This is a genomic window from Niallia sp. XMNu-256, assembly GCF_036670015.1.
In the GTDB taxonomy this organism is placed as follows: Bacteria; Bacillota; Bacilli; order Bacillales; family Cytobacillaceae; genus Bacillus_BD.
In genome coordinates this window covers 624,238-645,931 of the sequence record NZ_CP137636.1, presented here as the reverse complement: position 1 = coordinate 645,931, position 21,694 = coordinate 624,238, and the positions used below count along the sequence as shown (strand labels likewise).

Sequence of the window (21,694 nt, the reverse complement as noted above, 5' to 3'; positions counted from 1 at the left end):
CGAAATCATTGTTTTTGCTAGTCTTTAAGTTCTCTTTTCTTTCGCTTAAATCTTTTTATCTACAAGCAACCCAACATAATCCATCATATTTGCATACATATCCAATAGCTTTTTGGAAGGGATTTCTTTAATAACCTCATTCGTTTTTTCGTCTATGACCTTTATGTAATAATCATTTAATTTTTCATGCAAAACAAATTTAATTGAAGTATTAATAGGAGATAAAAAGTCATTGATCCCTTTAACAACTTCTTGTATTTTTTCCTTATCAAATTTAGCGGCTTCTTGGGGAGTTGGCTGGTCAGGCTTAGTTAATACTTCCTCCACCTTTTTCGACCGGGTTACTTTCTCTACTTCTGTTACTTTTGCCAAATGATTAAAATTTTGATTATGAATTCTTTCGATCATTATCCACACGCCCTTTATACGATCATTCGCTTATTCTTTATATCGGCAAAATGATCGTATACTTAACAGAAAATATAATAATAGAGTTGAAGATTGTCTATACAAAACGATTTCGTCCAGCTCCAACCCCAAATAAAATGATTATAAAACCGACAATGACTAATGTAATCAGTGGGACTGTCCATGTTTGAGTAAAATCATATATTGATCCAATTAAAATCGGACCAACTGCCGCTAAAATATACCCTATAGATTGGGCCATTCCTGATAATTGAGCTGCTTGCCTTGCATTTTGACTTCGTAATCCTAAAAAAGCCAATCCTAGCGGGAATGTTCCACCTAAGCCTATACCAATTAAAACGATACTAACCATCATTAGAAAATCATTAGTCCCAAATAACAATAAACCACTAAAACCAGAAACACTTGAGAGGCCTAAAATAATCGCAAGTCCTTTTTGCTCTCGAAAGCGGCTAGCAAGAACAGGTACGATAAATCCGATCGGCAATCCTATTAGCTGTGTAAAAGATAGCAGCCACCCAGCAGTTGCTAAGCTAGCCCCAAGATTTCGCAAGATTTCTGGAAGCCATGTAATCGTGACATAAAATAATAACGACTGACATCCCATAAAAAGAGCGATTTGCCAAGCAAGGAGTGAGCGCCAAATGTTCGTCACTGGTGGAATTCTCTTAACTTCAAAGGACTGCTTCTTGTTATTTTTCGATAAATAACCCCAAAGTAAAACAGCTAAGATCGCAGGAATTCCCCAAACGAGCAGTGCTGTTTGCCAGCCAACGTTCATTCCGCTAATTAAGGGAACCGTTACCCCTGAGGCAACTGATGCCATTAAACCCATTGCTGTCGAGTATACACTTGTCATTAATCCGAATTTCAAGGGAAATTTGTCTTTAATAACAACAGGTAATAAAACATTACAAATTGCAATGCCACTTCCGATTAAAAATGTCCCAAAGAAAAGGATATAAATGGATGTAGCCGTGCGAATCACAATCCCAATTAGAATTAAGATCAATCCAACTAATAAAGTTCTCTCATTTGATAACCATGTGGCCATTTTAGGAGTTATCGGAGAAATGACCGCAAAGGCGATCAGCGGCAAACTCGTTAACAAACTCACACTCCAATGTGCTAAACCCATATCTTCTTGAATAAGCCCAACGACCGGACCAATTGAGGTAATTGCAGGCCTTAAATTAAATGCCACAAAAATAATTCCAATAATAAGCACATAATTATATAGAGATTTTTTCTTCACTATTGAGTTTTCCACTATAAATGTATCTCCTTTCAGTAACACTTTTTTACTATAGCATAATGCAATTATTTTTTTATAAGATGTCAAGGTTTATTCTCCATAAAATGGCAGATGTCAGATGCCTCTAAAAATTAGGGAGGGGGGACCTCCCATAAAATGGTATGAGGCAAGAAACCTTGTTTGATCCATACTAATAATGGTGATGTATATGTTTTGTAAATCAAATGAGGAGTTGGATACTCTCGTAAATGATGCAAGGAAAGTGGCTTCGCTCGGTAAGGTAGCAGATTATATCCCTGAACTCGGCAAGGCAAATGGCAATGATTTATCTATTGCCATTCATTATCCTGATGGTAACTGCATTTCTGCAGGAGATGTCGAACGTAAAATTACTTTGCAAAGTGTTTCAAAGGTCATAAGTTTGGCTTTAGTACTAATGGATAGAGGTTACCAATATGTATTTGATCGTGTTGGAATGGAGCCCACAGGCGATCCCTTTAATTCAATTGCCAGATTGGAAAGGGCAAATGTGGCCAAGCCCTTAAATCCGATGATTAATGCTGGAGCCTTGGTGGTGACCCATATGATTAAGGGAAATAACGTAGAAGAAAGGTTTCAGCGCCTGCTAAATTTTATTCATGACATCGCTGATAACCGTAAGATTGGATACAGTACAAATGTAGCCCAATCTGAATTCGAAACGGCTTATTTGAACAGGTCTTTAGGATATTTTTTAAAACAACATGGACTAATTAATGAGGATATCGAACAATTACTCGGCCTTTATACTAGGCAGTGCGCGATTGAAATGAACTGCCTAGATTTAGCTAGAATTGGATTAGTACTTGCGATGGACGGAGTCGATCCCTCAAGTGGCAAGGTTATAATACCCGTAGATGTTGCCAGGATTTGTAAAACATTTATGGTTACATGTGGCATGTATGATGCATCTGGGGAGTTTGCCATAAAAATTGGGATTCCAGCAAAAAGCGGAGTATCGGGAGGTATTATGGGAGCAGTGCCAGGAAAATTTGGGATAGGCATATTTGGACCCGCTCTAGATGAAAAAGGAAACAGCATTGCAGGAATTAAATTATTGGAACTACTATCCAAAAAGTATCGTTTAAGCATGTTTTAGAAAAGTCCAGGCACCGGCCGGATACAGCGGCTGGTACTGACCTTCTATAACTGCTGATAATTTAATTTTCTTTTTTGTGTTTATGATTGAACAGGAAATACTCATTGTGCTCCAGTTAGATACCTATGGAGTTAGATCATGAATAATTTAAATAGAGGTGAACATTATGCGTAGTCAAAAAGGGGATAAAACATTTTTATTGATAATTACTTTAATCGGAATTCTTTTGTTACCCTTTGCCATAGTTAAGCGTTCCTTTAAAGACTGGATCATTGTCTATTTAGTTAGCGTACTTGGTAACTCATTGGCTGATCATTATCTTGTTACTAGAGGATATTTGAAGTACAAAATCAGACCTATGCCGAAAATTTTTTCAATCCATCTGCCCTTTGATTTAGTTCATTATCCGTTAGCGCTGCTCTACTATAATCAATGGACTTTAAATAGTAATTTAAAAGGAATTTTATTAAAATTATTTCCATTTATTATTCCCCAAATCATTTTTGAAACAATGGCTGCCAAAAAAACAAATCTAATACACTGGCGAAGGGGTTGGTCATGGTATCATTCTTTTTTTGCTATGGCGGGTAAATTTTTAATTTGTCGGTCAATCATAGCTATTATTCGTATAATCAATAACAAAGCAGTAACAACAAGGGATTTATAATCCTTACACTTTAGTAATACAGAAATAGACTGAACCATAAAATGGATTCGGTCTCTTCCTATTTTATTTATCGATGATCATACTTTCAAGATAACATATTAAAAAGAATTAACTAACTCAACAAATCAATACATAATTTTAATCAGAAGGTTAATAATATCAGTTGGATTATGAATCTAATAAGAAAGTGGAACCTTACATGATGATCCCTTTACAAGAAATAAACATTAACGCCTCCAAAACCGGTTACACTATGTGAACCGGTTTATTTTACATCTAAAAAGGGATAAAAGGATGTTGATAAAAATGACTAATCCTTTAAATGTAAAACAATGTATTGCTACACTCAATGGGATTCAAGCCCAATTATCTACACTAGCTATACAATTCCAAGACGAGGTGGCGCAAAAAGCCTTTCATGAATCAATGTTAACAGTAGAAGAAATCCAGAAAGATCTTTACAAGTGGCTAGTTGAGATCCAAAAGGAAAAACCATAATATAACAACCTAGGGGTGAATTAATGTCTGAGTGGTTCGATATTTTTATACGGTCAATTATTTTTATTGTTGTGTTAATGGTAATGACCAGATTACTCGGCAAAAAACAAATATCAGAAATTAGCTTTTTTGAATATGTGTCTGGTATTACTATTGGTAGTATTGCTGGTGAGGTCATCATGGGTTTAGAAAGGAATATTGGTCACGGAATCCTTGCCATTGTTATTTTTGCGCTTATTACTCTATTTGTTGACTATTTTGCATTAAAAAGCCCACAGTTTAGAAATTTAATTGAAGGAAAGGCAACTGTTATCATTAAAGATGGAAAGGTCATGGAGGAGAATTTAAAAAAAGAAAAATACTCCATACCAGAGGTGGAATCCCTTCTCCGGCAGAAAAATGTTTTTAATCTAGCGGACGTAGAGTTTGCCTTTCTTGAACCAAAGGGAGATATAAGTGTTCTATTAAAAAAAGAAAATAGACCACTGACCCCGAAAGATATCCATTTAAAGACAGCGAGTGAAAAAGTACCGCAAACAGTTATCATGGACGGGGTGATCATTAATGATGCCATGGCAGCAGCTGGGAAGGACCGAAATTGGCTTAATACCGAATTAGATAAACTTGAGGTATCATTAGATAATGTTTTCATAGGACAAGTAGATTCATACGGGGAATTAACGGTTGACTTGTATGATGATCAAATAAAAGTCCCATCCGTTCAAAGTCGACCATTATTAATGGCTATGATTAAAAAATGCCAAGCTGATTTAGAGCTGTTCGCTCTAAAGGCCCAATCGAATGAAGCTAAAAATATGTGTGATCACCATGCAAAAAAATTGGCTGAACTCGAGAAACAACTTTCTCCATTTTTGAATGGATCGTAATAATAGAAGTTAGCCAAATTTAAGACCCTGACTTCACAGAAAAACTTGGTGAAAATCAGGGTCAGATTGTGTTTACACTTTAAGCTCCAACTTCGTAACTACTTCTACATTGGAGGTTTGCGGAAACATATCAAGAGGTTGAATATACTCCACTTTATACTTTTTCGACAACACGCTAATATCCTTTGCCAATGTGGACGGATTACATGATACATAAACGATTTTTTTCGGTTTTACTTTTAAAAGTGTATTCAAAAGCTGCTCGTCCATTCCGGTTCTTGGTGGATCTACAATGACAACATCAGGCACCCAGCCTTCCTTTGCCCATTTTGGTAAAACCACCTCCGCTTTGCCGATAACATATTTGGCATGTTTAATTCCATGGCGATTGGCATTTTTCTTCGCATCTTGGATCGATTCCTTAATCACATCCATGCCGCGCACTTCAACTGCCTGGTCTGCAACCCAGAGCCCAATCGTTCCGACACCACAGTATGCATCAACGACTTTTTCCTTCCCTGTAAGGTTTGCTGCCTTTTTTACCTCATTATATAGCTTGACGGTTTGCTCCGGATTTAGTTGAAAAAAGGTTCTTGCCGAAAGCTCAAAACTTAAGTCTCCCAATGTTTCCTGGATAAAGTCTTTCCCAGCTAAATGAACCGTTTCTTCACCAAAAATAAGTGAAGTTTTTTGACCGTTTATATTCTGCATAATGGACTTTACTTCAGGCAATCTTTTCCTGACTTCTTCCACTAGCTGCTCTTTTTTCGGCAATTCCCTTTTTGCTGTAATTAAGACAATTTGCAGCTCACCTGTTCCAACTCCAACCCTTGCAACAATCGTGCGAACAATCCCTTTTCTTGTTTTTTCATTATAAATTGGGATTTGAAGCTTTTGTAGTATTTTCTTGACCGTTCCCACTGCTTTATTTGTTTTCGGATGTTGAACCATACATTGGTCAATGTTAATTAAATGATGCGAGTTCATGCCGTAAAGGCCAGCTAATATTTTTCCGTCCTTCTGTCCGACTTGAAACTGGCTTTTATTACGATAATTCCATGGGTCTTCCATTCCAATTGTTTCCCGAATGTCTAACTGTTCGGTTGGCAGTTTCGTATGACGTTCAAATGATTGAATGACAATATCACGTTTTTCTTTTAGCTGTCCATCATAGCTAAGGTGCTGAAGCTGGCAGCCCCCACACTCCTGATATACCGGACACTGTGGCTCAATACGATATTCTGATTTCTTACGTATTTTTTTGATCCGTGCCTCCGCATATTTAGGCTGAACCTTTGTTGCCTCCACAACCACTTCTTCACCTGGTAATGCTCCTGGGACAAAAACGACTTGTTTTTTAAAATAACCGACCCCTTCTCCATTAATCCCCAATCTTTTTATTGTTAATGGAAAGGTTTGTCCCTGCTGCACTTTCGTTATTTGTTCTTTTTGCATTATTCTCTATTACTCCTTTTCAATACTTCTCCATAAATAAAGGGAAGCATAACTTAAATAAGGTTCCCAATCCTTTTTGTATTCTTCCATGTCTGCTTTACTCGGTTTTTCGTCTAGTTCAAAATGTCTCTTCAATGCGTTTTGAATCCCAATATCAGCCATTGGGAATAAATTTGGACGTCCTAAACCAAACATCAGGAAGTTTTGAACAGTCCATGGACCCACACCTCGGATTTTGATTAATTCATTATATATATCTTGTTCTGATTGATTTTCCATTGTATCAAAATCAAGTTCCCCTTCTGATACTTTTTCACCAATTCCAATGACATATTCTGCCTTTCGTCCACTAAATTGCAACTCTCGAAGCTCGTCTACTGTTAGATTTGCTACTTGATCGGGTGATGGGTAAAACCATACATTATCAATCTCATAGCCATATTTTTTTACAAAGCGCTCTGTCAATGTGTGGGCAAAAGAAGTATTCAATTGTTGATGAATAATGCACTTTAGTAAGCATCGATAGGGACTAAATTCTAAGACAAGTGCCGTACCATAGTGTGCTTGGAATATTGATTTTAACGTTGTATGTTGAAAATGACAATAAATTTCGTTTAAGTCTGTTTCCCATTGAAAAATCTTGTTTAATTTAGCGATTCCGTGATCATTTGTGCCTGTTATTTCAAAAGTTGGGTTTTCCGTTGTTTCGATGGCCCGAACAACGGCTACATGTGGAGTTTCATTGAAGTTAAGAGGAACTTTTACCATCCTCTCTTGAAGATTTACAATATGAAGTGGATCACGGGTAAGTCGATCTAAGACAAAGTCAAAATTGTAGGGTCCATTAATTTGTATCGTTTTCAAGTCATTCACCCGCTCATCTTAAATTTATAGACATTTACCGCTTTGCTAGCTTCATTCCCTTGTTATATGCGCAAAGCGGTCATCCTTCTCTTTCATTCATGGTCCTCTGGCGGAAAGACTAAACGGCAAATTACCTTTGCTAATTCATAGTAATCTACTTGATCCTTTCCATGCTGGTATTTAGGGATATTTTCTAATAAAACCAATATCGACCAAGCCACCAAATTAAGATCAAGATCATCCCATGTTAAACCTTGTTGCTTCGCGTTTTGCAGGCCAATAAAAATTCGGTTATGCCAGTTTAGCCTTAATTCATCTAATACATGCGCTAATTCTAGATCTCTAATGACTAACTCAGGTAATACGCGAAACAATTGGAATCCCTCAATTTGTTCATAGTGTTGTGCTAGAAGCTTTGCTAGTACTTCTGGGTTTGAATGAATCCAATTTGGTTCAGGCGGCAATAAGTGCTCTAATTTATCTTCCAATAGAGAAAGGAGCAGTTGACGTTTATCTGAAAAGTACCGATAAAAGGTTCCCGTTGCCACACCTGCATGTAAGGCAATTTCCTTCGCTGTTGTATGTTCGTATCCATGATGAATAAATAATTGCAATCCACTTTCAAGCAAGGATTTCCGTTTTTGCTGCGCTCTTTCCTGTTTTGGGATATATGGATATGTTCCAACCAAGTGCTTATTTTCATGATCAGACATACGATCACCTCATTATTATCATAACATATTGGAATAATGAACCAAAAGTCAGCATATTCTTTGACACTTAATATACATAAATGCCATACTTGACCCTAGTTTCATGTTTCAGTCCATTTCACGTCGGTTAATCGTGATAATTGGTTCAACATGTACCATTTAATCTTTTCATATAAGGAGAGAAATGTATGGAAGAAAAAAAACTAGCTAATACGGGGGATAAAGTAATTTTTCACCGGAAAGGAAGAGAGTTTGTAGGGGAAGTGGTGAAAGTAAAAGAAGAAAGTGTCTTAGTATCAGTTAACCAAAATGACGCTAAAGTTATGAATATTGAAACCCCAATTACCGTCGTATCTCATAAAAAATATCAACTTGTTTAAACCCTCAAATAATAATGGATGATACTCTAGAATCAATTAGGTAATAATACGTATCAATTAACGTTCCCTGTTTTAAAAATGGCTGACTCTTATCCAGAAATTATCTCCATAGAGTCAGCCTTTCCAGTCCTATTTCATTTCTAGATCATCTAGACTTTTAAATGTATAACCTTCCTTTTTCAAATCTTTGATTACACTTTCTAGAGCGTCAGCATTGTCTTTAGAAACTGTATGTAACAGAAGGATTGCCCCAGGATGAATACGCGACATAATATTATCATATGCATATTGAGCACCTTTTTGTTGATCTGTATTCCAATCAACATACGCTAAGGACCAAAAAGCATGTGTATACCCCTGTTGTTTGGCAATCGCCATTGTTCGTTCACTAAAAATCCCTCGCGGTGGTCGCAAATACTTCATTTTTTTGATTCCTGTGAGCTCTTCTGTACTTTTACGGACCTTTTCAAGTTCTTCAACTACTTTTTCATCATTTACTTGCGTTAAATCAGGGTGACTCCACGAATGATTCCCCACAATGTGTCCCTCTTTAGCCATCCGTTTCACTAATTCAGGTGCGGTTTCTAAGTAATGGCCCGTGATAAAGAAGGTTGCAGGTACCTTTTCTTTTTTTAATACCTCTAAAATTTGTGCGGTATATCCATTCTCATACCCATTGTCAAAAGTTAAATAAATGTCTTTCTTATTAGGATCTCCTTTGTAGAAGGCCCCATGTTTCTTCAGTATCCCATTCCAAGCTTGTCCAGCATCGGGAGGAATTTCATCTGTTGCTCGCTTGATTCCCCAATGAATCGGTTGATTGGAGAAGGTTTCTGCTAAAGCAAAAGAACTTGTTAATAAAAATAACAACCCTATAATCACCATCTGTTTAAGCAGCTTCATTGATTTGTCTCCTTCCGTTCTATTCATATTTATTGTGACTTCGGAAGACAATTCAATGCGCGATTTCAATTGGCAATTATAGGATGAAAATGTCCTTCATGAGCGAAAAATGAAGGACATTTTTTGGGAATTTATTTAAAAACAGGATCTTTAAATTGAGCTAATTTTTCCAGAGAAGATTTATCAACATCTTTGTGAAGACTATTGCCATGAGAATCCATAGTCACAACTGCTGTAAATCCCTCTACTGTTAAATGCCACATTGCTTCTGGAATACCAAACTGCATTAAATCAACACCATCGACTGATTTGATGCAATCCGCATAATATTGGGCTGCTCCGCCAATCGCATTCAAGTAAACTCCGCCATGTTCTTCGAGAGCTGCTAAAGTTTTCGGGCCCATCCCGCCTTTTCCAATCACAGCACGAATGCCAAATCGCTTCATAATATCCCCTTGATAAGGCTCTTCACGTATACTTGTCGTTGGGCCGGCAGCTTTAACATGCCATTTGTCGTCATCATCCTTTAACATAACAGGGCCACAGTGATAAATAATTTGTCCATTTAAGTCTACTGGGGAGTCATTTTCAGATAAATATTTATGGATCGCATCACGGCCTGTATACATTCTTCCAGTGATCTTCACAACGTCTCCTACTTTTAATTGCCGGATTTGTTCTTCTGTAATTGGAGCTTGCAATTCAACCACATTCACAGACGTTTCAGAGGTTGCAGCTGTTTCCTTTTGCGCTTGTTCTTCGGTAAATTCAATCTTTTCGCCTTCTTGGTACATCCATTCTTTAATCGTACCTGTATTCGCATCGACAGAAACACCTAGACGACGGAATGCCCAGCAATTATAGGCGACAGAAACAAAGAAGCTCGCTGGAATTCGATTCATTACTCCAACTTTACAGCCGAGTAGAGTCGTTTCCCCACCAAAACCCATTGTCCCAATTCCTAATTTATTGGCATTTTCCATGACATATTCTTCTAAATTACGCAAGTCTTCGTTCGGATTCACATCTTCGACGGAACGGAAAAGCTGTTCTTTTGCTAAATCATAACCAGAGGAACGATCCCCGCCGATCCCCACCCCAATAAAGCCAGCTGAACACCCTTGTCCCTGGGCTTGGTATACCGAGTGCATAATACATTTACGTATTCCATCAAGATCACGACCTGCACGACCTAGTCCTTCTAGTTCACAAGGAAGACTATATTGAATATTTTTATTCTCACAACCGCCACCTTTTAGTATTAATCGAACGTCAATATTGTCTTTTTCCCATTGTTCAAATTTAATAACCGGTGTACCCCCACCAAGGTTATCTCCGCTATTTTCCCCTGTTAACGAATCTACAGAATTCGGTCGCAACTTCCCATTTTTCGTTGCTTCAGCGATTGCTTGATAGATCGCTTCTTTTAATTGGATTTGGTTCACCCCAACTGGTGTTTTAATTTTAAACGTTGGAAGACCCGTATCTTGGCAAATGGGAGATACATTGTCATCTGCCATTTTAATATTATTCGTTATTGTTCCAAGTGCCATCGCAGATCTTGTGCCAAAGCTCTCGTTTTCCTTTGCTGCTTTAATCGCTCTCCGTACATCTTTTGGCAGTTGTGTGGACGTTTCTACTATCAACTTGTACATACTTTCTTGAAATTTTTCAATGTTCATCCGTGTTTCTCCTCCCCTTAATCAAATTCGCTCCGGTAAATTGTGCCCGGATTTTATCGGGCCATATCGATATAATTATCTATATAAATCCGAGGCAGCCGCTGGAGACTTAACTTCATTCAGCTACCACTTTTAAATGAAGTGGACTTGTATACTGTCATAAACCTAATGAAAGGCTATTGACAGAATGAAGTTAGTTTTTCGATAATTTAGACAGTTTAATTATACTTGGAAAATCTTTATTTTAAAAGAATTTGGTCCCAATAAAAAAAGAGTCAATCGAAATTGACTCTTTTGCTACTCACGATATTTAAATTCTTGGACTTTTGCTTCCAGGTCATCAACCATTGCAATTAATCGATCGATATCATCTAAATCAGTGTCTTCAGGATTAATTGAATCTAGTGTTTCAAGAAACATATTTAATCGTTGTTTTAAAAAGCTCACTTGCATCTGTTTATCAAGAATCGGACTTCCCAAAAAACATTCTCTCCTTTCAATACGTATTCCATCCTATCGGAAATTTTAGAAGAAGGCAATACCATTTAGCAGTTCACATTCCTCATTATTATCTTTACCACATTGGTTAAAGTTTTATCATTGACAGGCCAAATTATTAAATGAATAATGACAAGGGATAATCATACATAAGTATCATTAAGTACGTTTTTTTGAAGGGAGATTAGCATGATTTCTGATAAAGCGAAACTGTCACCGAGTTACGACCCATGGGAAGCGTATATGGACGTACAGGAGCATGGAAAATTAACGTTATCTAATATTGAATTTACAACAACTTATTTATGTAATATGAGATGTGAGCATTGTGCGGTTGGCTATACACTGCAACCAAAAGATCCGGATGCTCTACCATTAAATACACTAATTACACGCTTAGATGAGATTCCACATTTACGAACATTAAGTATTACAGGTGGAGAACCGGTCTTATCTAGAAAATCGGTTGAAAATTATGTTGTGCCATTATTTAGGTATGCTCATGAGCGAGGTGTTCGGACACAACTAAATTCTAATTTAACATTAGATTTAGAACGGTATGAACCAATCCTTCCTTATTTAGATGTACTTCATATTTCACATAATTGGGGAACTGAGGAGGATTTTATTGAGGGTGGTTTTGCAAGAATGGCAAAAAAGCCTTCTCAGGAACAACGGAGAAAACTATTTAATAAAATGATTGAAAATAGTCGGTCCATAGCGGATAGAGGGGTGATGGTGTCTGCAGAAACGATGTTAAACAAACGAACAGCACCACATCTTAAACATATTCATAATCAAATTGTTAAAGAAATGAAATGCACGAGACATGAGATTCACCCAATGTACCCTTCAGACTTTGCTTCATCACTGGAAACGTTAAGTTTGGAGGAAATAAGGGCTTGTATTCATCACCTGCTTGATATTCGTGATGAGGAGACTTGGATGTTATTTGGGACCCTTCCCTTCTATTCTTGTATTGGAAACGATGAGGATTTAGAACTTATAAAAAAATTGAGGGATGCAAAAAACGTTACTGTTCGTAATGACCCTGATGGCCGCTCTCGTTTAAATGTAAATATTTTCTCAGGGGAGGTCATTGTGACTGATTTCAGTGATACACCGGCACTTGGGAATATTGTCAGCGATCGTCTAGTTGATGTATATGAGAAATGGATGAGTTCAAAGCTTGCGAGGTCCTTAAATTGCCATTGCCCAAGCGTCCAATGCCTAGGGCCGAATGTTTTGGTGAAAAATCGATACTATGATGATATTGATTTTCAGGGAAAACAATCCATTTTATAAGAACCCATGGTTGGCCGAATGACGGGACTATTCGGACTCTATTTTGGATTTTTCCCTCTGGCCTGTCCGAATAACGGGTCCATTCGGACTCTACCCTGGATTTTTCTCAAAGGCTTGGCCGAATAACAGGCTCATTCGGACCCCACCCTAGCTTTTTCTCAGAAGCTTGGCCGAATAACAGGCTCATTCGGACTCTACCTAAGATTTTTCTCAGTGGCTTGGCCGAATGACGGGCACATTCGGACCACACCTTTGCTTTTTCTCAGAAGTTTGGCCGAATAACAGGCTCATTCGGACTCTTCCTTGGAGTTTTCCCGCTGGCTTAGCCGAATAACAGGCTCATTCGGACTCTTCCTTGGAGTTTTCTCAGTGGCTTGGCCGAATAACGGGCTCATTCGGACTCTACCTAGGCTTTTTCTCATTGAATTGTCCGAATGACAGGCTGTTTCGGACTCTATCTTAACTTTTTCCCGCCGTCCTGGCCGAATGACAGCCTCATTCGGACTCCACCTTAGCCTTTTCTCAGTGGTTTGTCCGAATAACGGGCTCATTCGGACTCTTCCTAGGATTTTTCTCACTGGCTTGGCCGAATAGCAGGCTCATTCGGACTCTACCTTAGCTTTTTCTCAGTGGCTTGGCCGAATAACGGGCTCATTCGGACTCTTCCTAGGCTTTTTCTCACTGAATTGTCCGAATGACAGGCTGTTTCGGACTCTACCTTAACTTTTTCCCGCCGGCCTGTCCGAATGACAGCCTCATTCGGACTTTATATTAACCTTCTCTCATGCCAATTCCGAATACGTCATTTCATGACCATCTACTTAGTAAACATTTTATTGTGGCTGTTCACTTGCACTAAACTTAAAAGTCACGTGGTCTTGGATCGGAATCCAAGCACTGATTCCTTGGGTGGTTACATTTTTGACTAGAATTGACCGCTTGCGTCCTTTAAGCATGAGATACACTTCACCATATGTAACTTTCCCTTTTTCATTAATTGCAGGTGCATAGCCGTGCAAATAGCCAAGCATTTTTGGATTGACATTATACACCTGATCTTTCTTTGTACCCGCTCCAATAATCGTTTCAAATGCTAAAGGTAAATTTGATTTTTGCATCGCTTTCATTAGCATCATATCCTTTACTTGGTCAGCATTTGCAACTTTTGCTGTTAAACCGCCGCGAACTATTTTTTGAGCTTCTTGTACATAATGGATTTTATATGCCCCAGTGCCACTGCGGTTATCATAATAATTCGTATTAACTTTTTGATATTCCCAGTTTGGAGCTGTTTCGACTGATTCATAATTAAGTGGCCATTGTCCAAGGTATACAATGGCTTTATAACCAAGCGCAAAAGGAGTACTATTCACAGTTGTTTCGTTGAGCATACGGATAAGTTCGGGATTTTCAATTTTCGTTTTAGACGTATCAATTAATTCTTTTGTTAGTTCACTCGGTTCCAATCTTGGCATATCATTAGTTGTATTAGGAAATGTATTTTCCTTAGCGATATTCATTACTGAATCCGGAACCGTAATCGTCGTTTGTTTAGGGACCGTCTCCTCATGTTCTGGTTTCTTTTCAGCTTGGGCTAAAGGTAGAAAGCTTACCATAAACATAAGCCCAATGAGTAAATACACGACCTTAATCTTCATATTGAACTCCTTTCAAATGACATGCATGATTTAATTCAACATCAACATATATTGTTTTCGTAGTTAGTAAAGATTATCCATTAAATTGATTACTACCATTTAAAAAGAACATATAATTAGAGCAATTATCTTTTCTAATTAATGTTTTTATGGTACTTTTAAAGCAAATAAATAAATGTATTTTTTGCTGTCGCCGTATTGGTGGCAGCTTTCGTGTTTTTTAGGGGTAATGATTATGATTCTATTTCTCAATTAAGGAACATTCCACTACGGAATTGTTAGAAAAGGGGGAGTTACATTGAATACAGAAATCCAAGCATTAGAAAGAATTCAAGAAATTTCACAAGAAAAAGAAACTCTGTTGGGACAATTGAAGGCAAATGGGGAATTAGTTGCTGCGATTATTTGTGGAATTTTAATTTTATCAGGTTGGTTATTTGCCCATTACGAGGAAACGACCCTTTCCACTATGATTTATATTCTTGCTTTTATCATCGGAGGCTATGCAAAAGCAAAAGAAGGAATCATTGATACGATTGAAAACAAACAATTAAATGTTGAAATGCTCATGATTCTTGCAGCCATTGGCTCCGCAATTATTGGGTATTGGACAGAAGGTGCGATTTTAATTTTTATCTTTTCATTAAGTGGTGCTTTGGAAACTTATGCGATGAATAAAAGTACAAAGGCCATTTCTTCCCTAATGGAAATGCAACCACATGAAGCATTATTATTAACCAATGGGAAAGAAAAACTGGTTCATGTTTCCCAACTTAATAAGGGAGATTTCATTCTTATTAAACCAGGTGAAAGAATCCCTTCAGACGGAAAAATTGTAAAAGGCATGACTACCATTGATGAAGCTGCCATTACAGGAGAGTCAATTCCTGTAACAAAAGGATTAGAAGAAGATGTATTTGCGGGAACCGTCAATCTAAACGGATCGATTACGGTTGAAATTACAAAGCTGTCTAATGATACACTGTTTCAAAAAATTATTGATTTAGTCCAGTCTGCCCAAAGTGAAAAATCTCCTTCCCAGTTATTTATTGAGCGCTTCGAAGGCAATTATGTCAAATTTGTATTGGCAGCGGTTGTCCTTATGATGTTCTTACCTCATTATTTACTAGGTTGGAGCTGGACAGAAACCTTTTATCGGGCCATGGTATTACTCGTTGTAGCCTCACCTTGCGCACTTGTTGCATCGATTATGCCTGCTACATTATCAGCGATCTCAAATGGAGCGAAACATGGGATCTTATTCAAAGGTGGCATTCACTTAGAAAACTTGAACCATATTAAAGCAATTGCCTTTGATAAAACAGGTACATTAACAAAAGGGAAGCCTGAAGTAACTGATGTTGTTGTTGAAGACCATTTAGATGAAAATGAAATTTTACTTTATGTTGCATCGATTGAAAATCAATCCAATCATCCACTGGCAAATGCTATTGTTCAATATGCGAAGGGTAAACTTGAGGTCGAACTCCTAGCCCCGGAAGGAATAAAAGACGTTGCTGGCTGGGGAGTAAAAGCCATGATTGGCATTGATGAATGGAAGGTTGGAAAAGCTAGCTTTGTTGGAATAGAAGGAGCCAAGGAGTTTGCACAAGGAGCTGTTCATAAGCTTGCAAACGAAGGCAAAACAACTGTTTTTGTTCAAAAAAATGGAGAAGTCGTTGCGATTATTGCTCTTAAAGATCAAGTAAGAGAAGAAACGAAATTGGCAATTGACCAATTAAAGTCACAAGGGATTTACACAATTATGTTAACAGGAGACGCGTCGACAACCGCTCAAGCCATCTCTGCTGAATGTCATGTAGATGAGTTTATCGCTGAATGCTTGCCAGAAAATAAAGTAGATCACCTTAAAGCGTTAAATCAAAAATACGGTACGGTTGCTATGGTTGGTGACGGAATTAATGATGCACCTGCACTTGCTACAGCCAATGTTGGAATTGCAATGGGCGGTGGAACAGATGTCGCCTTAGAGACAGCAGATGTGGTTTTAATGAAAAATGACTTACCTAAAATATCTGAGGCGATTCAGCTTTCTCAACGGATGAATAAAATTATTAAACAAAATATTATTTTTTCCATTACTGTTATTACCATTCTGATCTGCTCTAACTTTCTACAAATAGTAGACCTGCCGCTTGGTGTTATTGGACATGAAGGAAGTACGATCTTAGTGATCCTGAACGGACTGAGGTTATTACGGTCTTAACATGATTATGGGCTGTTCCAATTAAAAGGTGCCAGACTTAATGCCTGACACCTTTGGAGACAGCCTTTTTTAATGATAGCCGTTTGAACCGTTAGCAGAACTAGACGTTTTTTTACTAGACTGGTTTTTATTTTTTTGCTGTTTTGTACCGCCATCTTTTTTCGTATGTTTCGCCATGATGAATCCTCCCCGTAATGTTATGGGCTTTGTCGCCCTAGTCCTATTTTTCACAAAACCCGAGGAAATAATAGAGGAAATATTAGGCTAATCAACAGTCTTTTTTTCGATAAATGGTAAAATAAGCATTTATATCTCCACCAATAATCATAATTACACCGGAAATATAAAACCAAATCATTAAAACGATAACTGCCCCAATACTCCCATAAGTTGTAGAATAATTACTAAAGTTGCTTACGTAATAAGAAAAGGCAAAAGAAGTGATTATCCAGCCAATAGTAGCGAACACTGCTCCTGGAATGGCTGTTCTACAGGCAAACCGTTTACTAGGTGCCATCCAATACAGGGCGATAAAAATTAGAAAAATAATTACAGCACTGACGATAAAACGTAACGCATTCCAAATCGTAAGAAATTGAGAAGACAATTCGAACTGTGAAAACAAAAAAATGCCAATGTGCTTTCCAAAAACAGGTAAAATTAATGCCACAATGATTACAACAATCATTGCAACCGTTAATAAAATGGCCATGATCCGTTTTCTAATAAAGGTTCGGTCTTCATCAATATTGTATGAACGGTTAATCACTTTTACGATAGCATTAATTCCATTGGACGCAGACCAAAGGGTACCAATAATCCCTAAAGATAACAACGTACCATTCTTTTGCGAAATTTCTGCCAGTCCTTTTTCAATAAGGTCAATTGCACCTGCTGGGGCAAAATCACGAACGGTAACTAATAAATCTTCTGAGGTAATGGGCAAGTATGGGAATAGTGAGACAATAACGATTAGAAGCGGAAACAGTGATAATAGGAAAAAATAGGCTAACTGAGCTGGAATTCCCGAATAATCATCTTCATTAAACCTTTTCCAAAGATGCTTGAAAAATGTCACAGCTTCCCCCCTAGTCAAATTCGTCTACCCCCTATCCTAGATTAAAAAATGAAAAATATACTTATTTTCCCTATTTGTTTACCCTGATTCCACATCCATTTAAACCTCTTTCTCGATAAATGTCTCCTTTGTTTCTTTAACAAAATCAGTAACTTGAGGGGTCATCGATTTCAACTCGTCTATCTTTTCAGCAATAAACGAAACCTCTTCTCCTACCTCTTCTATCGTTTGGCGGATTTTACTTGTCGACTCTTTTAATTGGTCAACAGCTTCTTGTGGATGCCTCGCATAATAGGTAATTTTGTCAGTAGTCTTCTGACAATTTCCCACAACTACCTTCCTCGTTTCACGATCAAATAAACTGAGGGCTCCACCTGCAAGAGCACCAAGTAAAACCCCTTTCCAGAATTTTGATTTACTCATCCTTATTTCCCCTCATGACTGAGTTCTGTTTTGATCTCTTCTAAAAGTCGTGAACAACCAGCTGTCACAAGCTCATATACTTCATCGAATTTTCCTGTATAATAAGGGTCTGGTACCTCTTTTTGAGTAGAGTCCTCTACAAAATCCATAAGACGTTTTACTTTAACATGTGAAGGGATGTCCCCCAGTTTTTGGATGTTTGTAATATTTTGATCATCCATCCCAATTATGTAATCAAACTGGCCTAAGTCTTCTGATACAATTTGGCGCGCTAAAATTCCCTCATCTGACACTTGATATTTCTTTAATATATCTCTTGTTCCTTGATGTGGGGGGTGTCCAATATGCCAATCACCTGTTCCTGCCGAATCAATCTTAATTTTTCCTTCTAATCCTTCTTTTTTAACAAGATCCCGAAAGATTGCCTCTGCCATCGGGGAACGGCAAATATTTCCAAGACATACAAATAATACAGAAACCACAATTATTCCTCCTATAAATCAAATTCATTTCCATCATATCGAAAAATGATCATGAAGACAAAACAATCATCTAAAACATAATCAAATTAGATTGACTTTTCAAACTGGACATGAAAAGATGGGAAAAACAATATTGAAGAACAAAGGGTGGGGACAATGGACTTATCACAAAAATCAGTTGAAAATGTTGAATTCATGATTGAAAAAATCAAAGAAAAATTAAAGGTGATGAACTTAGGAGCGATTAAGCCGTCTCATTTTGATGAAAATATGTACGAAGAATTATCTGATATATACGAACTTGTCATGAAAAAGGATGTATTCAGCCCTAATGAAATGCAAGCAATTGTAGAAGAACTAGGCTCATTAAGAAAGTAAATTTAAAAAGTTTAAGGCACCTTTCAGTTCATTTTGAAAGGTGCCTTAAAACTTTAAGCCTTATATTTATTGCTGCGCAAAGTCCAAATTTGGTAGAGCATAATTAAAGAGGAAATAATCGTTAAGACCGTTAAGAGTATCCACCCATTCATTAAATATGGGGCAAGGGCCATTTGCACAGGAGAGCTTGTCAAATAGTCCCTGAAAATGAGACAAAGGTATACAATAATGCCTACTATGAGGAAAGCTACTAGAAAACCTAGGCCAAGCTTACTTTTGGTTTTTCCCGCCTCTGCATTATACTGATTTGACCAACCATCTTTCTTATTTGCTGAGAGTTTTTCTAACCAGACTTGACAATGGGTTATAATATTGACCCATAGATACATTTCAGGACTAATTAATGTAGCTGACATCACTACATCAATTGACCTGTGCATAGGAGTTTTTATAGCCAATATCGTATTTAGAACTGAGGCTAGTATGACAGGAGTTATCCAAATCCAAGACCAATAAAATTGATCTGTAACTAGAGCAATCGCAATTAATATTAAAAATAATACTCGGACCACTAAATCCATTGTCATTTTCATTTGAGACCGCCATATTTTACTTTTATGGCGTGTATCAACACCTATATCACGGTTCGTTAATAAGTCAACAGTACCTGACTGCCATTTAATTCGTTGTTGACGGAACGTATGGTAGGATCTCATCGCATCTACAAAACATCTTGCTTTAGGACTGATCAATGTTTTCCACTTTGACCGCTGGAGTTGCCAAGTCAAAAGCATATCCTCTACGTCACTATCATCTTGCCATGGCCCATCCAATTTATTGACATTAACCACATCCAGCAAGGCCTCTGGACGGAAAAGAGTTGCTTGACCTCCAAGAACATATGTACTTCCACCATGATATTGGAGATTTAATAACCAACTTGCCATATCTTGTTTTTGTTGATGTGTCCACCATCTCGTAATCGGTCCTCCAAATTCGCCGCTATCAAGTTTTTCTTCGTAATAGGGGTCATTTTTTGAGATTAAACTTTTCTTTTTCGGTATCCGCATCGTATATTTAGCCATCACCCCACCTATGTTTCTAGAGCTCATCAAACCTTCCCATAGGTACTTCAATGACCCTGGCGCTAGCCTGCTATCTGCATCCATTCCGAGAATCCCTTTTATAGATTGTTTATAAAGTTCTTGGTATGTTGAGAGTTTTCGGTTGTATATATCAAGAGGGTCTCCAAAAATATGTTTCCACGCTGTATTTAAGGCCCCTACTTTTCTTTGCTTGTTTTTCACTGTTTTAAGGACAACGAGATTTAATCCAAACTCCTTCCCTGCTTCAAATGCTCTTTCTTCTGTTTGATCGGTGCAATTATCAGCAATGACGATAACATCCATTTCAAGTTCTTTCGGTAAAGATTGATCCTGTAATCCTGCTAAACAATCACGAATGGATTGTTCCTCATTATGTGCTGGGATAAAGACAACAATTCTAGGTCTCATAAAGGTATTTTGAATATTAGGGATCCTTTTGATTGTTTCATTCATAAAATTTGATCCATTTTGTTGCAAATTTAATGCTTTAGATCTATCCGATACAGACTTAGTTCCCATAAATTGATCCCCCACTTTTTGTTATATAATCATATATTCGATATGTTTTAACTATATGACTGATATAACGAACAAAAAATGCAAGCAAAGTCCTTCTAACTAGAAAGGCCTTGCTTGCATTTTTTTAAATTTCATCTTGATCAGTTAATATCATGGGGCCACTTTTAGTAATGGCAATCGTATGTTCATATTGAGCAGATAATTTTCCGTCCTCTGTTCTTGCTGTCCAAGCGTTATTATCCATTTTTATTCGGTAGGTTCCGACATTTACCATAGGCTCGATGGTAAAGACCATTCCTTCTTTTATTCTTGGCCCTTTTCCAGGAAGCCCATAATGGGGAACATCAGGTTTTTCATGAATCGCTGTACCAATCCCATGTCCGATAAAGTCACGAACAACTGAAAATCCTTCACCTTCTACATACGTTTGAATCGCATGGCCAATATCGCCAATTCGATTTCCAATTTGAGCTTGTTGTATTCCGATATATAAAGCTTTTTTAGTGACATCGAGTAATTCCTCGGCTGAATCTGATATTTGCCCGACACCATAAGACCAAGCTGAATCAGCTAATGCTCCCTGATAATTCACCACCATATCAATTGTCACGATATCACCTGTTTTCAATGCTTGTTTTCTTGGGAATCCGTGGCAAATTTCATCATTCACACTAGCACAAGTAGCATATTTATAGCCCCTGTATCCTTTTTGCTGAGGGGTTGCCCCGTTCTTTTTAAGATAAGATTCTACAAATTCTTCTATCTCCCAGGTTGTCACCCCTGGCTTGATCATTTTAACCAACTGCTTATGAACAGAAGCCAAAATTTTCCCTGCTTCTTTCATTTGTTCAATTTCTCTCGCTGATTTTAATACAATCATCATCTGAGCCTCTCTTCTATACATTCGCCTCAGCGAATTTGCGCCCAGATTTATCGAGCTCACTCGATAAATCTGGGTATCCGCCGGAACCTTAAGTTCTATTCTTTGAAGGTAGTAACCTATATTTTATACCGATTGTATGTTTTTTCAAGCCCGAGATAAAGTAAAACTTTCATCAGTGGGGTTTTCTTTCAGCCCTATTGATGAAAGCCGGGCCAAAGGATGCTATTCACACAGACGTTACCGTCGGTGTTTTTAGTCTGTGTTCA

The 21,694-nt window shown here is 37.6% G+C and carries 22 protein-coding genes; 8 read left to right on the top strand and 14 right to left on the bottom strand.

Annotated features, from left to right (window positions below; translation table 11 throughout):
- Positions 1-45: 45 nt before the first annotated feature.
- Positions 46-408, bottom strand: coding sequence for a flagellar protein FlaG (gene flaG / locus R4Z10_RS03215; RefSeq protein ID WP_338471795.1), 363 nt, complete (start codon positions 406-408; stop codon positions 46-48).
- Positions 409-505: 97 nt separating this feature from the next.
- Positions 506-1,699, bottom strand: a complete 1,194-nt coding sequence (locus R4Z10_RS03210; RefSeq protein ID WP_338471794.1) for an MFS transporter — start codon at positions 1,697-1,699, stop codon at positions 506-508.
- Positions 1,700-1,892: 193 nt separating this feature from the next.
- On the opposite strand from R4Z10_RS03210, the gene glsA reads away from it, so the two are divergent.
- The 4 genes from glsA to R4Z10_RS03190 all read left to right on the top strand — a co-directional run bounded on the left by glsA (position 1,893) and on the right by R4Z10_RS03190 (position 4,874).
- Complete coding sequence (gene glsA, locus R4Z10_RS03205; protein ID WP_338473151.1) at positions 1,893-2,822, top strand: glutaminase A; 930 nt, start codon at positions 1,893-1,895, stop codon at positions 2,820-2,822.
- A gap of 166 nt (positions 2,823-2,988) precedes the next feature.
- Entirely contained in the window at positions 2,989-3,489 is a 501-nt protein-coding gene (locus R4Z10_RS03200; RefSeq protein WP_338471793.1) for a CBO0543 family protein, read from the top strand.
- Between the two features lie 306 nt (positions 3,490-3,795).
- Positions 3,796-3,987, top strand: a complete 192-nt coding sequence (locus R4Z10_RS03195; RefSeq protein WP_338471792.1) for a DUF1657 domain-containing protein — start codon at positions 3,796-3,798, stop codon at positions 3,985-3,987.
- Positions 3,988-4,010: 23 nt separating this feature from the next.
- A complete protein-coding gene (locus R4Z10_RS03190; RefSeq protein ID WP_338471791.1) occupies positions 4,011-4,874 on the top strand; it encodes a DUF421 domain-containing protein in 864 nt (287 codons plus the stop codon).
- 72 nt (positions 4,875-4,946) lie between these two features.
- Here the strand turns inward: R4Z10_RS03190 and rlmD are convergent, their stop codons facing one another.
- The 3 genes from rlmD to R4Z10_RS03175 form a co-directional block, all read right to left on the bottom strand.
- Positions 4,947-6,329 (bottom strand): 23S rRNA (uracil(1939)-C(5))-methyltransferase RlmD, encoded by a 1,383-nt coding sequence (gene rlmD / locus R4Z10_RS03185; protein WP_338471790.1) that lies wholly within the window; start codon positions 6,327-6,329, stop codon positions 4,947-4,949.
- 9 nt (positions 6,330-6,338) lie between these two features.
- Complete coding sequence (locus R4Z10_RS03180; RefSeq protein WP_338471789.1) at positions 6,339-7,193, bottom strand: DNA-3-methyladenine glycosylase; 855 nt, start codon at positions 7,191-7,193, stop codon at positions 6,339-6,341.
- Positions 7,194-7,285: 92 nt separating this feature from the next.
- Positions 7,286-7,906 carry a TetR/AcrR family transcriptional regulator gene (locus R4Z10_RS03175; RefSeq protein WP_338471788.1) on the bottom strand — a complete coding sequence of 207 codons (621 nt, stop codon included), beginning with the start codon at positions 7,904-7,906 and terminating at the stop codon, positions 7,286-7,288.
- Positions 7,907-8,094: 188 nt separating this feature from the next.
- On the opposite strand from R4Z10_RS03175, the gene R4Z10_RS03170 reads away from it, so the two are divergent.
- Positions 8,095-8,286, top strand: coding sequence for a DUF2187 family protein (locus R4Z10_RS03170; RefSeq protein WP_338471787.1), 192 nt, complete (start codon positions 8,095-8,097; stop codon positions 8,284-8,286).
- Between the two features lie 129 nt (positions 8,287-8,415).
- On the opposite strand, the gene pdaA is transcribed toward R4Z10_RS03170, so the two are convergent.
- The 3 genes from pdaA to R4Z10_RS03155 form a co-directional block, all read right to left on the bottom strand.
- Entirely contained in the window at positions 8,416-9,171 is a 756-nt protein-coding gene (gene pdaA, locus R4Z10_RS03165; protein ID WP_338473150.1) for a delta-lactam-biosynthetic de-N-acetylase, read from the bottom strand.
- Positions 9,172-9,320: 149 nt separating this feature from the next.
- Positions 9,321-10,871 carry a fumarate hydratase gene (locus tag R4Z10_RS03160; protein ID WP_338471786.1) on the bottom strand — a complete coding sequence of 517 codons (1,551 nt, stop codon included), beginning with the start codon at positions 10,869-10,871 and terminating at the stop codon, positions 9,321-9,323.
- A 297-nt stretch (positions 10,872-11,168) separates the two neighbouring features.
- Positions 11,169-11,351, bottom strand: a complete 183-nt coding sequence (locus R4Z10_RS03155) for an SE1561 family protein (protein ID WP_338471785.1) — start codon at positions 11,349-11,351, stop codon at positions 11,169-11,171.
- 207 nt (positions 11,352-11,558) lie between these two features.
- Between R4Z10_RS03155 and yfkAB the strand changes: the two genes are divergently transcribed.
- Positions 11,559-12,674 carry a radical SAM/CxCxxxxC motif protein YfkAB gene (gene yfkAB, locus R4Z10_RS03150; protein WP_338471784.1) on the top strand — a complete coding sequence of 372 codons (1,116 nt, stop codon included), beginning with the start codon at positions 11,559-11,561 and terminating at the stop codon, positions 12,672-12,674.
- An 833-nt stretch (positions 12,675-13,507) separates the two neighbouring features.
- On the opposite strand, the gene R4Z10_RS03145 is transcribed toward yfkAB, so the two are convergent.
- Complete coding sequence (locus R4Z10_RS03145) at positions 13,508-14,332, bottom strand: YfkD family protein (protein ID WP_338471783.1); 825 nt, start codon at positions 14,330-14,332, stop codon at positions 13,508-13,510.
- A gap of 298 nt (positions 14,333-14,630) precedes the next feature.
- Here R4Z10_RS03145 and R4Z10_RS03140 point away from each other — a divergent pair, with 298 nt between their 5' ends.
- Positions 14,631-16,559, top strand: coding sequence for a heavy metal translocating P-type ATPase (locus R4Z10_RS03140; protein ID WP_338471782.1), 1,929 nt, complete (start codon positions 14,631-14,633; stop codon positions 16,557-16,559).
- Between the two features lie 268 nt (positions 16,560-16,827).
- Here the strand turns inward: R4Z10_RS03140 and R4Z10_RS03135 are convergent, their stop codons facing one another.
- The 3 genes from R4Z10_RS03135 to R4Z10_RS03125 all read right to left on the bottom strand — a co-directional run bounded on the left by R4Z10_RS03135 (position 16,828) and on the right by R4Z10_RS03125 (position 18,542).
- Positions 16,828-17,637 carry a YihY/virulence factor BrkB family protein gene (locus R4Z10_RS03135; RefSeq protein ID WP_338471781.1) on the bottom strand — a complete coding sequence of 270 codons (810 nt, stop codon included), beginning with the start codon at positions 17,635-17,637 and terminating at the stop codon, positions 16,828-16,830.
- Positions 17,638-17,736: 99 nt separating this feature from the next.
- Positions 17,737-18,060 carry a YtxH domain-containing protein gene (locus R4Z10_RS03130; protein ID WP_338471780.1) on the bottom strand — a complete coding sequence of 108 codons (324 nt, stop codon included), beginning with the start codon at positions 18,058-18,060 and terminating at the stop codon, positions 17,737-17,739.
- Between the two features lie 2 nt (positions 18,061-18,062).
- The gene (locus tag R4Z10_RS03125; protein ID WP_338471779.1) at positions 18,063-18,542 is read right to left on the bottom strand and encodes a low molecular weight protein-tyrosine-phosphatase; all 480 of its coding nucleotides are present in this window, start codon (positions 18,540-18,542) and stop codon (positions 18,063-18,065) included.
- Between the two features lie 156 nt (positions 18,543-18,698).
- Between R4Z10_RS03125 and R4Z10_RS03120 the strand changes: the two genes are divergently transcribed.
- Positions 18,699-18,920 carry a DUF1128 domain-containing protein gene (locus R4Z10_RS03120; protein ID WP_338471778.1) on the top strand — a complete coding sequence of 74 codons (222 nt, stop codon included), beginning with the start codon at positions 18,699-18,701 and terminating at the stop codon, positions 18,918-18,920.
- 53 nt (positions 18,921-18,973) lie between these two features.
- Here R4Z10_RS03120 and R4Z10_RS03115 read toward each other — a convergent pair whose 3' ends face one another.
- Both R4Z10_RS03115 and map read right to left on the bottom strand, forming a co-directional pair.
- Positions 18,974-20,479, bottom strand: coding sequence for a glycosyltransferase family 2 protein (locus R4Z10_RS03115; protein ID WP_338473149.1), 1,506 nt, complete (start codon positions 20,477-20,479; stop codon positions 18,974-18,976).
- Positions 20,480-20,669: 190 nt separating this feature from the next.
- On the bottom strand, positions 20,670-21,425 hold the full coding sequence (map, locus tag R4Z10_RS03110; protein ID WP_338471777.1) for a type I methionyl aminopeptidase: 756 nt from the start codon (positions 21,423-21,425) through the stop codon (positions 20,670-20,672).
- Positions 21,426-21,694: the final 269 nt, after the last annotated feature.